The following is a 14047-nucleotide window of genomic DNA, read 5'->3' as shown; positions in this document are numbered from 1 at the left end:
GCTCACCCTCCGGCTCAAAGCTGGGGGAGGTCTTCGATTTGGTTGGCGTTGAGGAAGAGTTCGGGGCCAAAACGCGCCTCGAGCCCCTCCCAGGGCAGGCTCACACTGGGATGTTCCTCGAAGAGGGATTGCAGGCGTAGCCTCCCCTTGCTCAGGCGGCGCTCTACGTCCTCGAGCAGGCTGCGGTGGTAGAGCGCGGCCAGCGGCTCGACGAAGCCCGAAGCCGATACCCCGGCCACCAGGCGAATCCCCGGCCAGGTGTGCTCGAGCAGCAAGCGCCAGTAATCACGGCTCAGAAAGGGCAGATCGCACGCCGCTACCGCCACCCACTCCTGCTGGGCATGATAGAGCGCGGTGTAGACCCCCGACAGCGCGTCTCCTCCCGGTTTCACGTCGGCCAGAACCGGCAACCCGAACTCGGGGTAAGCGCGGTTGGCGACGATCACGCGCTCTCTGGCTTCGCAGAGACTCTCGAGCACCCACTCAATCAGGGGACGACCCCTAAAGACGAAGCGCGCCTTGTCCTGCCCAAAGCGCCGGGATTGGCCACCTGCGAGTACCGCTGCGCTGAACACGTTTAGAGTTTACGTCGATGTGTCGGGAGATATCCACGAGCCACCCGCCTCCCGTCATCCTTCACCCGGTGGCTTCAATACGGCAATTCCGCCCGTACCGTGGTTCCGCTGCCCACCACTGACTCCACGGCAAATTGGCCGCCCCTGGCCTCGACCCGCTCGCGCATCTGGGTCAGGCCGAAGCCACCCATCCCTCCGGCATTCTGACCCTGGGTGAAACCTTTGCCATTGTCGCGGATCTCGAGCCTGGCTCCCCGCTCTCCCAGGGGGCTCAGGCGCACGTGCACCAACGAGGGGCGGGCGTGCTTGGCCGCGTTGGTGAGGGTTTCCTGCAATACCCGGAAAAACACCAGCTCAGAGGCCGGGGAGAGCTCGAGGTGCTCGGGCAACTCCAGCCGCACCCGGAAGCCCGCCTGCTCGGCGAAGGCGTTGGCATAGCGCCGCACCGACTCGAGAAAGCCGTAGCGCTCGAGGTCGATGGGCCGCAGTGCAAAGATGCTGCGCCGAACCTCGCGAATCTGCGAGCGCAGGGTCTCCTTGACCACCGCAATTTCGGCCAGGGCCCGCTCGGGATCGCTCTTCAGCAGGCGTTCGGCCAGGTCGAGCTTGAGGGCCATGAAGGCTAGGGCCTGGGCAATTCCGTCGTGAATCTCGCGGGCAATGCGGTTGCGCTCCTCGCCCAACGCCAGTTCCTCGGCCCGCAGGTAAGCCTGGGCGTTGCGCACGACCAGCGTCACCTGCGCAGCCAGGAAGCGCAGGAAGGGCAGCTTTTGCCGCAGGTTCTCCCCTTCAGCCTTGACCACCAGCACCCCCACCGGCTCCTGCTCGCGCAGGGGCAGGGCCAGCACGTCCTCATGCACGAAGGTGGGGGCCTCGAGCGCGCTCTTCCAGGGCCCCTCGGGCAAAAAGGCGTAAGCGGGCAGGTCGAGCCCCCGGCGCACCTGCGACTTGAGCAGGTGTCCCTCGTCGAGCAGGAGCACCGCGCCCTCCTCGGCAGAGGCCCAGGAGAGGATGCGGTCTAAGAGCCGCTCGAGCATCTTGTCCAGGTTGGCCTCGGCCCGCAGCGCTTCATCGACCTCGTATAAGGTGAGCAGGTCTCGCGTGCGCGAGAGCACATTGCCCAAAGCCCCAGCCACCTCGCTGGAGAGCAGGTCCAGGAAGTCGAGGTCTTCTGCCGTGGGGCGGCGGGGCAGCTGCACCTCGAGCAGGCCATCCAGCCCCGGCAGATCAAATCTCAACGTCTCGCGCCCGGCGGAAAAGTCCGGGGTGCTGGCCCGCACGCCCTCGAGGGTCAGTTGCACCGCACCCCCCACCGCCTGCGCCAGTTGAGCGGCCACCTTTCTCAGGCCATCCTCGAGGTTCTCGGCGCTCAGGGCCCGCTGGGTCACCTGCTCCACCGCTTCCAGGCGTCGATTGGCCTGCTCCAGGGCCTGCTGGACGCGTTCGCGCTCGAGCACCTGCGAGGCGATCCACTCCAGCGTCATGAAGGTGACCAGCGGACCCACCAGAGCGTAGAAACCCAGGTGAATCCAGAAGGTCTGGTCGTTCTGGTCTGTCCGCAAGGCCAGCTCGAAGACCACCACCACCAGCACGATCAGCAGTGGCAAAACGACGCGGGCGATTTTGATCAGCCGGTAAAGGCTGGGTGCAGCTCTCACAGCGATAGGGTACAGGAAATGGGGCGCTGGCCATCAGCAGCGAAAGGCAGATGGTTGATAGCCACCCGCGTTTAGCGTTCGACCTTCGGCCCCAGACGCACGACCTCACGCCTTGGGAATATTCCGCGACTCCGCTTCGCTCAGGGGCAAGGAGCGAATCTCCTCGGGGGTGATGCGGTACTTGTGCCCGCACCAGTGGCACACCACCTCGGCCCCGCCGTCCTCGGCGATCATCTCTTCGCGCTCCTGGGAGGTGAAGTATACGAGCGAGGCCGTAGCCCGCTCGCGGGTGCAACGACAGCCAAAACGCACCGGGATATGCCCTTCGCTAAAGCCCACCGCCGCCAGATTGGTAGGCTCGTAGTCAAGCCCCTGCATCAGCGCCTGCACGGTCCCCTCCAGGCCCTTCGAGAGCAGCAGGTCGGTGACGCTGAGCCGCCCGGCCAAGTTGGCCTCGAGCCTGCTGATGGCCTCGTCAGGGCAGCCCGGCATGACCTGGATCACCACGCCGCCGGCCACCTGCACCTCACCCTGACCGTGGACCCGCACCCCCAGCAGCAAGGCCGAGGGGATCTGCTCGGATTGCCAGAGATAGTGGGCCAGGTCCTCGGCGATCTCGCCGGAGACCAGCTCGAGGCTCGATTCGTAGAGTTCACCGTTGTTGAGCACTCGAGCCACCTTCAGCGCCCCGCGACCCACCACTCCACCTACGTTTAGTTTGCCGTCCGGACGCAGGGGCAACTCCACGGTGGGGTTCTTGACGTAGCCCCGCACCAGGCCATCGGGCGCCGCTTCGACCACCGGCCCGCCCATGGGGCCATCGCCCTGGAAATGCAAGGCGATGCGCTCCTTAGGGGTCTTGGAAAGCAGGTAGGCTAGCAACACTCCGCCGGTGAGGGCCCGGCCCAGAGCAGCAGTGGGGGTCTCCGAGAGGCCGTGCCGCTGCCGCGCCTCCTCCACGATGTCGGTACTTTCTACAGCCAGCACACGCAAATTGCCTTCTGCGGCCAGCCCGCGGATCAAACGTCCCATACCGTTTTATGGTAGCGGGCTTCCACGCTTAGAAGGAAAGATAGAACAGCTTTGCGGACTCGAGGGGTCCGGCGAGCCCGAAGCCGCCCCGATTTTCAGATGGTAAGTTTGCCTGTGAGCCCATGACACAAATGCGGTATCTTGTAGGCATGAACCTAGATATGCCGCGCATTCTGGTGCTCAACGCCGGTTACGAGCCGCTGGGGCTGGCCAGCGTGAAGCGTGCGGTAATTCTGGTGATGAACGGCACTGCCGACGTGGTCGAGGAAAGCGGTGAGTTCCTGCGAACTCCAGGGCAGCCTTACCCTGTTCCAAGCATCATCCGCTTGAAACGTCTGGTACGCCGCCCTCCGGGGCGGCTACCGCTTAACAGGCGCAACATCCTGCGCCGCGACGGCTACACCTGCCAGTACTGCGGGCGGCGGGGAGGCGAGCTGACCATTGACCACGTAGTACCCAAGAGCCGAGGAGGCCGCAGCATCTGGGAAAACCTGGTCACCGCCTGCCGCAGTTGCAACCTGCGCAAGAAAAACCGCACCCCCGAAGAGGCCAACATGCGCCTGGCCAGACGCCCCATGGCCCCCCGCCACAGCCTGCTCCTCGTGGCCGACCTGCCTAAGCTGCCGGAGGCGTGGAAGACGTATCTGCCTGATATGGATCACTAGGTCGATAGCTGTTGTACGTCGCGCGCCAAACGTAAGCCCCTGTAGGGCGAGCCACCGACCTCCATCCTCCCGCTCACAGCCCCAGCGCCTGCAACGCCCACAGCGCCAGCATCCCTGCTACGGTCGTCCAGAGCACGTTCTTGGTGCGCCAGGCCACGCCTGCGGCGACCACGGCAGCCAGCAGCCGCTCGTTGGAGAGCGTGAGTTGCAGGGCTCCACCGTAGTAGACCAGGGCCTTGCACACCAGCGCCGAGAGCACTGCCGCGGGGACGAAGCGCAAAGCGCGCCGAAACCACGCGGGGGTCTGCATCCGGTGGGAGTAGCCGATGAAGGAGTAGCGCAGGTAAAAAGTCACCAGGCCGGCCAGCAAAATGCTCATCCAGATCGTGAACTCGCTCATAAGATTGGCGCCGCGTCAAGACAGGCGTCTGCCCTCGAGCCACATTCCCGCCCCAATCCCGGCCAGGGAAGCCACGATCAGCCCGAGGTTGTAGGGTAGGGTCGCCGCGAACATCGCCGAAAGCCCGCCCACCAGGGCTGCCGCCGCCGTCGGACGGTCGCGGATCGAGGCGAAAACCATCGCCATGAAGGAGAGGGGGATGGCGAAGTCGAGCGACCAGGAGGGTGGAACCTTAGCCCCCAACCACGCGCCAATCCACACGGCCACCTGCCACACCACCCAGGTCAGGACGGAGCCAGTGATGTAGTAGACCCAGCGCGGCAGAGGGCTCGAGAAGCGCTCCTCTCGGAAGCGATGCAGGGACAGCGCGTAAAGCTGGTCTACCAGGATGTAGGCCCCTGTAATCTTCCACCAGAATTTCCAGTCGGCCAGATAGGGTGCCAAAGAGGCACTGTACATCAAGTACCGCAGGTTGACCACGGCGACCGTCAGGACCACCACCAGCATGGGCGAGCCGGAGTCCATGAGCTGGTAGGCCGCCAGTTGCGCCGCCCCGGCGAAGAGCACCAGGGACGAGGCCATGGTCTGCAGCACGCTGAGCCCGGCACTCACGCCCGCCGCCCCGGTGATCAACCCGAAGGGAACCACCCCCAGCAGGCTCGGCCAGACGTCGCCGATGCTCTGCGCGGTTACGCTTTGCGTGTGTTCTCTGGGCAAAGCCATGTAGGGAAGTTTAATCGCAGTTGGCCAGAAGGGACATACGCCGTATGTCTTACGCCGTGTGAGGGGATATGCCGAATGTTGAACGTCGATAGCCAATAGCCGAATGCCCTACGCTAAACGCGGGTCATACGTTCTACGTCGTACGCCGTACGCCTCGGCCTAGCCCCTCGACGGCGGTTCAGCACGGACCACAAGCCTCTCGCTTACCGCTCACCGCCCCCCGTCCGCACCATATAGCGCCAGCCCAGAGGGGCCAGCTCGAGCTCGCCCCGGTAGGTGCGGGCCTCGAGCGCGTCGCGCCAGGCGCCAGCGGGGAGCTCGAGCCGGGCGGGGTCGCCCCCGTTGTTGAACACCGCCAGCACTTCGCCCTCGCCGGGCTCGCCGCGCAGGAAGGCCATCACCGACCCCTCACCCTTGAAGGTGCGAAAGACGGGACTGCTGAGGCCGGGCAACTCCTTGCGCAGTAGCGCCAACTGCTTGAAGTGGGCCTGGAGGTCAGACCTGCAGCGCTCCCACTGCACGGGGTAGCGGTGCAGGTCGTAGGGCGGGCTGCTGGGCTTCTCGCCGCCGAAACCGCACTCGTCGCCCTGGAAGAACACCGGCACCCCCGGCAGGGCATACAGCAGCGCCGCCGCCAGCCGGACCCGGCCCAGCGCTTCCGCTGAGGGCGTCTCGCGCAGGCCCCCGCCCCCCAGGTCGGTGAGGATGCGGGCGGTGTCGTGCGAGCCGATGAGGTTGAAGCCCATCGCCGCCACCGCCTCGGCATAGGTGGCGTAGACGCGGGCCAGCTCGAGCAGCATGCGGTTGCCGTTGAATAGCGGTCCCCCACGGACGTAACGCAGCACCACGTCACGCCCGATGGCATAGTTCATCAAGGAGTCGAACTCATCGCCCTGAAGCCAGCTCGCGTCGCGCTGCCAGATCTCGGCCACCAGGTAGGCCTCGGGCTTGACGGCCTTCAGGGCGCGGCGCCACTGAGCAAAAAAGCCGTGGGCGTCCACCAGCTCGTTGACCACATCCACCCGGATGCCGTCGAAGCCGAAGCGAAGCCAGTATTTAGACACCTCGATGAGGTATTGGCGCACCCCTGGGTTGCCCGTGTTGAGCTTGGGCAGGCTGCCGAAGCCGCCCCAGGCCTCGTAGGCGGTAGCATCCCCCGGCACGAAGGGCCACTTCTTGATGAAGTACCAGTTCCAGTACGGCGAGTTGCGGCCCCGCCTGACCACGTCCTGGAAAGCGAAAAAGCCCAGCCCGGTGTGGTTGGGCACGAAGTCGAAGAGCACCCGGATGCCTCGCTTGTGCGCTTCGGTGAGGGCTTTTTTGAGCAGGGCCTTGTCGCCGAACTTGGGCGAGACCTCGAGGTAGGAGTGGGTGTCATAGCCGTGGGCCGAGCCCGAGTCGAAGAGGGGGTTGAAGTAGACCAGGCTCACGCCCTGCTCCTGCAGGTAGGGCAGCTTCTGGAGGAAGCCCGCCAGGTCGCCGCCAAAGTACTGGTGGCAGCAATGGTCGCCTGCCGGCGGATCGGTCCACTTCGAGACGAAGGGCTTGGGGGCGCCGGGGTCCTTGCTCCAGGCTTGGTTAAAGTTGTATTCGTCGCTCACGAGGGCCTTTTCGTCGTTGGAGGGGTCACCGTTGGCGAAGCGCTCGAGGAAGATCTGGTAGCCCACCCGCCCGCTCACCCAGTCCAGCGCCGCGAAGGGCTGCCGGGGTGGGCTGAAGGGGCCGAAGCTCTGCTCCTGGCCGCCGGAGTCCACCACCCGGATGCGGTACTCACCCACTGAAGTCGGCACAGCAGCCCGCCAGACCTCCACGTCCGCGTAGCTCAGTTGCCGGTGCATGGGGTAGCGCCCTCCGGCCTCGAGGAAGGCTTCCTTCACCGAACCCGCCCGGACCTCGAAACGCACCGAGAGCCTGCCCGCCGCTACGGAGACGTAGCGCACCGCCGAGGGGTCGTGCTCGAAGTTCAGCTCGGCGGCTCCACCCTCGGCAGGCGCATCGGCCTCGAGCCGGATCTCGCGGAAGGCGTTGAAGCCACCAAAGCCGTCGTCTACGCAGCCCTGGGCCTCAGCGTCAACCTGTGGGGTGCCAAAGGTGGGGTCGTCGCACATGTTCTTGGGCCACTGGCCGTTGATGAAGAACTTGTACTGCACGACTCCGGGCTCGAGCTCCACGCTCAGGGCCCAGGTGCCGTTGTCCTGCTTGCGCATGGGCAGCTCGGCCCAGTTGTTGAAGCTGCCCCGCAGGCTCACCGAGCGCACCTCGAGGCCCGCCGGGGGGTCGTAGGTGAAACTAACCTGGACTTTGGCCGCGCTGGCGAGGGCCAGCAGGAGCATCACCAGTACGGTCCACAAGCGCATCAAGGCCCTCATGCTCCTTATTATGGCCCAGCTTCAACATGGGCCGATGGCCTTCACCTGCGGCGGCCCTCCAGCGTCAGCACCAGCAGCCCCAGCAACACCAGCCCGGCCCCCACGTAACCCAGCGGGCCAAAACGCTCGCCCCACCACGCGAAGGCCACACCCGCCGCCACCACGGGCTCGAAGGTGGCGACCACGGCGGCGCGGGTGGCCTCGAGCCGCCGCAATCCCGCGTAGTAAGCCAGGTTGGCTCCGTACGTCGCCAGCGAGGCGATGAACAGCAAAGCACCCCAGGCCAGGAGGCTCTTGGTCTCGAACTGCACCAGCGGGAAAAGCCCCAAAGCCCCGACGGGAAGGGCATACAGGAAGATGGTGGGGGTCGAATAGCGGCTCAGGTACAACTTCCCGAAGATGTAGTAAAGCGCATAGGTGAACGCCGAGAGCATCCCCCAGAGCAAAGCCGCCGCCGACAGGCGCACCTCACCGCCTTGCAGACTGATGGCCGCCACGCCGAGCAGGGTGAGCCCCAGCGCTGCGAGCTTTCCGGCTGTCATGCGCTCGTGCAACAGCGGCCAGGCCAGCAGCGCGACCAGGGCCGGAGCGGTGTAGAGCAGCACCGCCGCCAGCGCCGCACCCCCAGCCTGCACGGCGAACTGGTAAGCCGCGTAGAACACCGAAATCCCCAGCAACCCAAAGCCCAGCACCGCCACCAGGTCGCGGGGAGCCACCTTAGCCTGGCGCAGGAGCAGGGCGTGCGCTCCGAACAAAACGCTGCCGATGGCGGCCCGCCAGAAGGCCACCTCGAGCGGGGTGATCCCCTCCTGGAACGCCAGCTTGGAAAATGATCCCAGCAAACCCCACAACGTCGCAGCAATGAGAACGTAGACGTAACCCACCGGGCCGAGTCTACCTCGACGCGCCGCTGAGCCATTGGGCTTTCACTTGGCATTGGTATAATCCCGGCGGAGCCTTATGAGGCCACGCGTAATCTTCGTCACCCTGGTGCTGGTGCTTCTGGGCATCTTCGCCGCGGCCAACTGGTCGCTCATCATGGCCCCCCAGTCACTCTCGCTCGTCTTCACCCGCGTGGAAGCCCCGCTGGGTCTGATCCTGCTCATCACCGTGGCCCTGCTTTCGATCTGGTACGTCATTCTCTCCATCGGGACCGAGGTAGCGGCCTTGCTCGAGGTCAAGAAGTACGCCCGCGAAATCCTGGCCTTGCGCAAGCAGGCCGAGGACGCCGAGGCCAGTCGCCTGGCCGAGCTCAAGAAGCTCATCCAGGAGGAACTCGAGTCCCTGCGCACCCATCTTGGCGAGCGCATCACCCAGTCGGAGAGCACCATCATCGATGAGTTGGAGAAGGCCGGCAACACCCTGGCGGCCTACATCGGGGAACTCGAGGACCAGATCACCGGGCAAGACCGCCACCCCCCTCCCCCACCCCAGCGCTAAAGCGTTGAGCCTGAGGGGCAAAACCGCTAAACTGGCAAGGGTTCGGGCCGTTAGCTCAGTTGGTCAGAGCGGGGGACTCATAATCTCTTGGTCGCAGGTTCAAGTCCTGCACGGCCCACCAGAAAAGCAGTGGCCGGGGTCTTTCGGGGCCCCGGTTCTCTTGTGCCGTACCCGCCAGCCTAAGTGACTAAGTGAGTTGATCACCTTCAGCCCCAACACCCCCATCAAGTCCAGCGAGGTCAACCAGAACTTCAGCACCCTCAGGGCAGGGATCATCGCCCTGGAGAGTGGCAAGCGGTGATGGTGCTGGGCTCGAACACGGTGGAAGGGGTTGGGCTGGTGATCTTCATGCAGAACCAAACCCCCGCCCAGGTGGTACAGGCCCTCAGCGAGGCCCAGGACCTGGGCAACGGGGTGGTGCTCGAGCTAGCGGGGAAGGTCCAGACCCAGGGTTCCAGGGTGAGCGCCCGTTACCTGAACAAAAGCTACGTGGGCCGGGCGCTGGCGCTTTTGGGTTCCGGCAAAAACCCCCTCTTCCCCAAAGCACGCCTTACTGAAGCTCCACCTGCTCTGCACGGATAACCAGGGGATCAGCGAGGTGATCTTCACTCCCGGTTCCACTGCGGATGTGGAGGGTTTGTATCGGCTACCGTTGGACTTACCGAGGGGGTCTGAACTGTAGGTGGATCGGGGGTATACCGCCTACCAGGCGGAGGATGACCTGGCGGTGGCCGAGGGTATCCGGCTGCGAGCCATCCGCAAGCGGAACTCCAAACGCTACCGGCAGGCCTCGCAGTGGATTGCCCAGCAGGGGCGGAAGATCATCGAGTCGGTGGGTTCTGCCCTGACGGAGCTATTCCCCAAGCGGATTCATGCTACGACCCTCCAGGGCTTTGTGCTCAAGGTGTGGGGGTTCATCTTTGCCCACAACTTCAGGAAGCTGGCCAGTATTTTGTAGGTGGCAACTTGGGTTATCTTACCGTCTGGATCAACCGCTAAAGCCCTCGAGGCCCACCTGCCAGGCCTCGAGGTTTCGGCTTGCTGACGGGAGCGGAAGCCGAGTGCCTTATCCTTGTGTAGTGCTGAAAGCCGTGCTCAAACCCGGCAAGGAGAAGAAAGTTCGCAACTACTACCCCGGCGTGTTCGCCGACGAGCTATCCGAGGCTCCGGTTATGGCGGGCGTCGCTGAACTCTACGACGCCGAGGGGCAGTACGCGGCCACCGGCTACTTCGACCCCAAGAGCCGGGTGGCTCTGAGGATTTACCGCTGGGAGCGGGGCAACCTCGACCGGGCCCTCTTCCGTAAGCGTTTCGAAGTCGCCCAGTCCAAGCGGGCTCACCTGGGCCGCTTCTACCGGCTGGTCCACGCCGAGGCCGACGGGCTGCCGGGACTGGTGGTGGACCGCTTCGGCGAAACCCTGGTGGTCCAGGTGCGCAACCGGGCCATGGAGGCCCTGCGCGAGTTCTGGCTGCCCGCGCTGCTCGAGGTCGCCCAGCCCGGCGGCGTCTACGAGCGCTCCGACGTGGAGGCCCGCAGGCAGGAGGGCCTACCCGAAAAGGTGGGCGTGATCCACGGCAACGTGCCAGAGGTGCTCGAGGTCGAGGAGGACAGCTTAGTCTTCCCCATCCCGCTGGCCCTGGCCCAGAAGACCGGCTTCTACCTCGACCAGCGCGACAACCGCCGCCTGTTCGAAAGCCGCCTCAGGGCGGGAGAGCGCGTGCTGGACGTGTACAGCTACGTGGGCGGCTTCGCCCTGCGGGCCGCGCGGGCCGGGGCCTACGCGCTGGCCGTGGACAAAGACCTCGACGCCCTGGCCGTGCTGGACAACGCCGCCCGCCGCCACCGGCTCAGCGTGGATATCCGCGCCGGGGACGCGCTGGAAGTGCTCAAAGACCTCAGCACGAAGGCCCAGCCTTTCCACCACGTCCTGCTCGACCCTCCCACCCTGGTCAAGAAGCCCGACGAGTTACCCAGGGTCAAGCGCCTGCTGGTGGAGCTGGTGAACCACGCCCTCGAGTTGCTGGCCCCCAGGGGCTACCTGTGGCTGTCGAGCTGCGCCTACTACCTGGGCGTGGAGGAGTTGCTCGAGGTCACCCGCCGCGCCGCCGCCGACCAGCGCCGCCGCCTGCGGGTGGAGCGCGTGACCTACCAGCCCAGCGACCACCCCTGGAGCCTGCACGTGCCGGAGTCGCTGTACCTCAAGACGTTGGTGGTACAGGATGATCCTCTGTGAGGGTCTTACGTCGTACGTCCTACGTCGTACGCAAAACGCAAGACGCGAGACGCCTTCCTCGACCCTAGACTCTGGACCCTCGGACAGGCCACCGGCCTTACCGCCCCTCTCTCCCCATCCCAAGCTCGGTGAGCTCGAGCTCCCCTGCTCCCGCCTCGAACCCCACCCGCTTGTGGGTGCCGTCGCAGAAGGGCTTGTTGCCCGAGTGACCGCAACGGCACAGGGCCAGTTTGGCGCGCTCGAGCCGCCGCTCTGTCCCGTTCACCTTCAGCGGGGTCCCCTCGGGCAGGTCGATGGCGATGGAGGCGTTCTCGCGGAAGCGAATCCTCATAGCTTCAGGATAGCGCTCTTCAGGTAGAGCCGAACCGGCGAGCGAACGGGCTAAATGCCCCTACCTCGCCAAAACTTTATCGAGCAGACTGCTCTTCGAGGCAAAAGTGGCCCTCAGCACGAAGTGGACGAACTGCGCGGCTTAGGAGGTATAGTTACAGATGACGGTAAAGTATCGTATGACAACAGTTACTGCAGACACACTCGAGTTCCCCAGCTACGTCAAAAGCCCTCGTGCCAGGCAGTGGATTGCCGAAATGGTGGCGCTGTGCAAGCCCGACAGCGTCTACTTTTGCGAGGGCACCGAGGAGGAGTACCAGCAGATGTGCGACCTGCTGGTGGAGAAGGGCACGTTCATACGGCTCAACCCACAGCTCAGGCCCAACTCCTTCTTAGCCCGCTCCGATCCCTCCGACGTCGCGCGGGTGGAGGACCGCACCTTCATCTGCAGCATCAACAAGGAAGACGCCGGCCCTACCAACAACTGGGTCAACCCCCGCGAGATGCACGAGACGCTGCAAAAGCTCTTCGACGGCTGCATGCGCGGGCGCACCATGTACATCGTGCCCTTCTCGATGGGGCCGCTGGGCTCGCCCATCAGCTACATCGGCATCGAGATCACCGACTCGGCCTACGTCGTGGTCAACATGAAGATCATGACCCGCATGGGCAAGCAGGTCTTCGAGGTGCTGGGCGAGAGCGACCAGTTCGTGCCCTGCGTCCATAGCGTGGGGATGCCGCTTAGGGACGGCCAGCCCGACGTGCCCTGGCCCTGCAACCCCGACGTCAAGTACATCGTCCACTTCCCCGAGGAGCGCAGCATCTGGAGCTACGGCTCAGGCTACGGCGGCAACGCGCTGTTGGGCAAGAAGTGCCTAGCACTGCGCATCGCCAGCGTGATCGGGCGCGACGAGGGCTGGCTGGCCGAGCACATGCTGATCCTGGGTGTCGAGGACCCCAAGGGCCAGAAGACCTACGTTGCTGCCGCTTTCCCCTCCGCCTGCGGCAAGACCAACTTCGCCATGCTGATCCCGCCCAAGCCCTTCCAGGAAGAAGGCTGGAAGGTGACCACCGTGGGCGACGACATCGCTTGGATCAAGCCCGGCCCCGACGGGCGGCTCTACGCCATCAACCCCGAAGCTGGGTATTTCGGGGTAGCTCCGGGCACTTCCTACAGCACCAACCCCAACGCCATGGAGGCCATCCGGGCCAACACCATCTTCACCAACGTAGCCCTCACCCCCGAGGGCGACGTGTGGTGGGAGGGCATGGACGGCCCGCCCCCGGCCAGGGCCATCGACTGGCAGGGCCAGGAGTGGACCCCCGATTCCGGGCGCAAGGCCGCTCACCCCAACGGGCGTTTCACCGCTCCGGCCTACCAGAACCCGGCCATCGACCCCGAGTGGGAGAACCCCAATGGAGTGCCCATCAAAGCCTTCATCTTCGGGGGCCGCCGGGCTACGGTGGTGCCCCTGGTCTACCAGAGCTTCAACTGGAGCTTCGGGGTATATCTGGGCGCTACCATGGGCTCAGAGATGACGGCGGCGGCCTTCGGTCAGATCGGTGAGGTGCGGCGCGATCCTTTCGCCATGCTGCCCTTCATCGGCTACCACATGGCCAGCTACTTCAACCACTGGCTGGACATAGGTCGCCGGGTCGTAGACCCCCCGCGCATCTTCAGCGTCAACTGGTTCCGCAAGGACAAAGACGGCAACTACCTCTGGCCCGGCTACGGCGAGAACATGCGGGTGCTGAAGTGGATCGTGGAGCGGGCCAACGGACGTGGCTACGCCACCGAGTCTCCCCTGGGCTACGTGCCCCGCTACGAGGACATGGACTGGCGCGGCCTGGACTTCTCCAAGGAGCAGTTCCAGGAGCTCATGGCCATCGACCGCGATCTGTGGCTCAGGGAAATCCTCTCGCACGAAGAGCTCTTCATCAAGCTCTACGAGCGCATGCCCAAGGAGTTTTTGGCCATGCGCGAGTTGCTGATCTCCAACCTCTGGCGCTCGCCCGAGCACTGGGACGTAGGAGAGGTCAACAACTCGTAAACAAGCCAAACGCCATTTGTAGGGGCGAGCCACTAGCTCGCCCCTTCCCTTCTACCGCACCAGCTTCACAACCTGCCGAATGGCCCCCAGATGGTAGGCCACGTGGGCCAGCGAGGCGGCCAGGCCGCCCGCCGCGTCCTCGTCCCAGGCTTCAGTTTTGCGGGCCAGGTCCACGGTGGCCTGGTAAGCCGCACGCACCCGCTTGCAAGTGGCCTGCCACTGGGCCTCGTCCACGACCCTGGGTTCGAAGCTGCCCTTCCAGTCGAAGGGGCCCCGGTCGCCGCCGGCCCAGCGCACCCCGACCTCGAGGTGAAACGCCACGTGCGCCGCGTGCGCAGCCACGCTGGTGCCCAGGGCCGTGGGGTCGGAAGCCTGCTCGGCGGTGAGGGCGTCCAGGGTGGCGAAGAGGCCGTGGTTGCCGCTGCCGTCGGGCTTGGTGTTATCCAGGAAGGCGGTGCCCTCGCCCGGCCTGCCACCCTCACAGGCTTCCCGAAGAACCTCGAGCCAGCTTTCGACGAACGCCTTTTCGTTCATGACAGAATGATACCCGCTAGTTCTGCTTCGTTCAAC

The 14047-nt window shown here is 65.0% G+C and carries 14 protein-coding genes, 1 tRNA gene and 1 pseudogene; 7 read left to right on the top strand and 9 right to left on the bottom strand.

Annotated features, from left to right (window positions below; translation table 11 throughout):
• Positions 1–14: 14 nt before the first annotated feature.
• The 3 genes from mobA to hslO all read right to left on the bottom strand — a co-directional run bounded on the left by mobA (position 15) and on the right by hslO (position 3265).
• Positions 15–575 carry a molybdenum cofactor guanylyltransferase gene (gene mobA, locus Mrose_RS01020; RefSeq protein WP_119275579.1) on the bottom strand — a complete coding sequence of 187 codons (561 nt, stop codon included), beginning with the start codon at positions 573–575 and terminating at the stop codon, positions 15–17.
• Positions 576–649: 74 nt separating this feature from the next.
• The gene (locus tag Mrose_RS01015; protein WP_119275578.1) at positions 650–2233 is read right to left on the bottom strand and encodes a sensor histidine kinase; all 1584 of its coding nucleotides are present in this window, start codon (positions 2231–2233) and stop codon (positions 650–652) included.
• Positions 2234–2338: 105 nt separating this feature from the next.
• Positions 2339–3265, bottom strand: a complete 927-nt coding sequence (gene hslO, locus Mrose_RS01010; protein ID WP_119275577.1) for an Hsp33 family molecular chaperone HslO — start codon at positions 3263–3265, stop codon at positions 2339–2341.
• Positions 3266–3414: 149 nt separating this feature from the next.
• Here hslO and Mrose_RS01005 point away from each other — a divergent pair, with 149 nt between their 5' ends.
• Complete coding sequence (locus Mrose_RS01005) at positions 3415–3930, top strand: HNH endonuclease (RefSeq protein ID WP_119275576.1); 516 nt, start codon at positions 3415–3417, stop codon at positions 3928–3930.
• Between the two features lie 73 nt (positions 3931–4003).
• On the opposite strand, the gene Mrose_RS01000 is transcribed toward Mrose_RS01005, so the two are convergent.
• The 4 genes from Mrose_RS01000 to Mrose_RS00985 all read right to left on the bottom strand — a co-directional run bounded on the left by Mrose_RS01000 (position 4004) and on the right by Mrose_RS00985 (position 8306).
• Positions 4004–4330, bottom strand: a complete 327-nt coding sequence (locus Mrose_RS01000; protein ID WP_119275575.1) for an AzlD domain-containing protein — start codon at positions 4328–4330, stop codon at positions 4004–4006.
• A 15-nt stretch (positions 4331–4345) separates the two neighbouring features.
• Positions 4346–5053 carry an AzlC family ABC transporter permease gene (locus tag Mrose_RS00995; RefSeq protein ID WP_119275574.1) on the bottom strand — a complete coding sequence of 236 codons (708 nt, stop codon included), beginning with the start codon at positions 5051–5053 and terminating at the stop codon, positions 4346–4348.
• A 203-nt stretch (positions 5054–5256) separates the two neighbouring features.
• Positions 5257–7422, bottom strand: a complete 2166-nt coding sequence (locus Mrose_RS00990) for an alpha-amylase family glycosyl hydrolase (protein WP_182482622.1) — start codon at positions 7420–7422, stop codon at positions 5257–5259.
• 41 nt (positions 7423–7463) lie between these two features.
• Complete coding sequence (locus tag Mrose_RS00985) at positions 7464–8306, bottom strand: DMT family transporter (RefSeq protein ID WP_119275573.1); 843 nt, start codon at positions 8304–8306, stop codon at positions 7464–7466.
• A gap of 76 nt (positions 8307–8382) precedes the next feature.
• Between Mrose_RS00985 and Mrose_RS00980 the strand changes: the two genes are divergently transcribed.
• The 5 genes and pseudogenes from Mrose_RS00980 to Mrose_RS00965 all read left to right on the top strand — a co-directional run bounded on the left by Mrose_RS00980 (position 8383) and on the right by Mrose_RS00965 (position 11096).
• On the top strand, positions 8383–8862 hold the full coding sequence (locus Mrose_RS00980) for a DNA cytosine methyltransferase (RefSeq protein WP_119275572.1): 480 nt from the start codon (positions 8383–8385) through the stop codon (positions 8860–8862).
• Between the two features lie 44 nt (positions 8863–8906).
• Positions 8907–8983, top strand: a tRNA-Ile gene (locus tag Mrose_RS00975).
• 179 nt (positions 8984–9162) lie between these two features.
• On the top strand, positions 9163–9444 hold the full coding sequence (locus Mrose_RS18730) for a hypothetical protein (RefSeq protein WP_182482621.1): 282 nt from the start codon (positions 9163–9165) through the stop codon (positions 9442–9444).
• Positions 9416–9820 (top strand): annotated as a pseudogene (locus Mrose_RS19265) (transposase family protein); the annotation flags it as partial. The gene Mrose_RS18730 and the pseudogene Mrose_RS19265, both read left to right, overlap by 29 nt.
• A 121-nt stretch (positions 9821–9941) precedes the next feature.
• Positions 9942–11096 carry a class I SAM-dependent rRNA methyltransferase gene (locus Mrose_RS00965; RefSeq protein WP_119275571.1) on the top strand — a complete coding sequence of 385 codons (1155 nt, stop codon included), beginning with the start codon at positions 9942–9944 and terminating at the stop codon, positions 11094–11096.
• A 97-nt stretch (positions 11097–11193) separates the two neighbouring features.
• On the opposite strand, the gene Mrose_RS00960 is transcribed toward Mrose_RS00965, so the two are convergent.
• On the bottom strand, positions 11194–11427 hold the full coding sequence (locus Mrose_RS00960) for a CDGSH iron-sulfur domain-containing protein (protein ID WP_119275570.1): 234 nt from the start codon (positions 11425–11427) through the stop codon (positions 11194–11196).
• 178 nt (positions 11428–11605) lie between these two features.
• Here Mrose_RS00960 and Mrose_RS00955 point away from each other — a divergent pair, with 178 nt between their 5' ends.
• Complete coding sequence (locus Mrose_RS00955) at positions 11606–13477, top strand: phosphoenolpyruvate carboxykinase (GTP) (protein WP_119275569.1); 1872 nt, start codon at positions 11606–11608, stop codon at positions 13475–13477.
• Between the two features lie 51 nt (positions 13478–13528).
• Here Mrose_RS00955 and Mrose_RS00950 read toward each other — a convergent pair whose 3' ends face one another.
• Positions 13529–14011, bottom strand: coding sequence for a DinB family protein (locus Mrose_RS00950; protein WP_119275568.1), 483 nt, complete (start codon positions 14009–14011; stop codon positions 13529–13531).
• Positions 14012–14047 lie beyond the last annotated feature (36 nt).

This window comes from Calidithermus roseus (genome assembly GCF_003574095.1).
Lineage (GTDB): Bacteria > Deinococcota > Deinococci > Deinococcales > Thermaceae > Calidithermus > Calidithermus roseus.
The sequence above is the reverse complement of the archived record's forward strand: the minus strand, read 5'-3'. Positions and strand labels throughout refer to the sequence as shown.

What these genes read in the sequence shown, in the direction of transcription:
- hslO (WP_119275577.1), bottom strand. Translation starts at nt 3,265, where the DNA reads ATGGGACGTTTGATCCGCGGGCTGGCCGCAGAAGGCAATTTGCGTGTG.
- Mrose_RS01005 (WP_119275576.1), top strand. Translation starts at nt 3,415, where the DNA reads ATGAACCTAGATATGCCGCGCATTCTGGTGCTCAACGCCGGTTACGAG.
- Mrose_RS01000 (WP_119275575.1), bottom strand. Translation starts at nt 4,330, where the DNA reads ATGAGCGAGTTCACGATCTGGATGAGCATTTTGCTGGCCGGCCTGGTG.
- Mrose_RS00995 (WP_119275574.1), bottom strand. Translation starts at nt 5,053, where the DNA reads ATGGCTTTGCCCAGAGAACACACGCAAAGCGTAACCGCGCAGAGCATC.
- Mrose_RS00990 (WP_182482622.1), bottom strand. Translation starts at nt 7,422, where the DNA reads ATGAGGGCCTTGATGCGCTTGTGGACCGTACTGGTGATGCTCCTGCTG.
- Mrose_RS00980 (WP_119275572.1), top strand. Translation starts at nt 8,383, where the DNA reads ATGAGGCCACGCGTAATCTTCGTCACCCTGGTGCTGGTGCTTCTGGGC.
- Mrose_RS18730 (WP_182482621.1), top strand. Translation starts at nt 9,163, where the DNA reads ATGGTGCTGGGCTCGAACACGGTGGAAGGGGTTGGGCTGGTGATCTTC.
- Mrose_RS00960 (WP_119275570.1), bottom strand. Translation starts at nt 11,427, where the DNA reads ATGAGGATTCGCTTCCGCGAGAACGCCTCCATCGCCATCGACCTGCCC.
- Mrose_RS00955 (WP_119275569.1), top strand. Translation starts at nt 11,606, where the DNA reads ATGACAACAGTTACTGCAGACACACTCGAGTTCCCCAGCTACGTCAAA.
- Mrose_RS00950 (WP_119275568.1), bottom strand. Translation starts at nt 14,011, where the DNA reads ATGAACGAAAAGGCGTTCGTCGAAAGCTGGCTCGAGGTTCTTCGGGAA.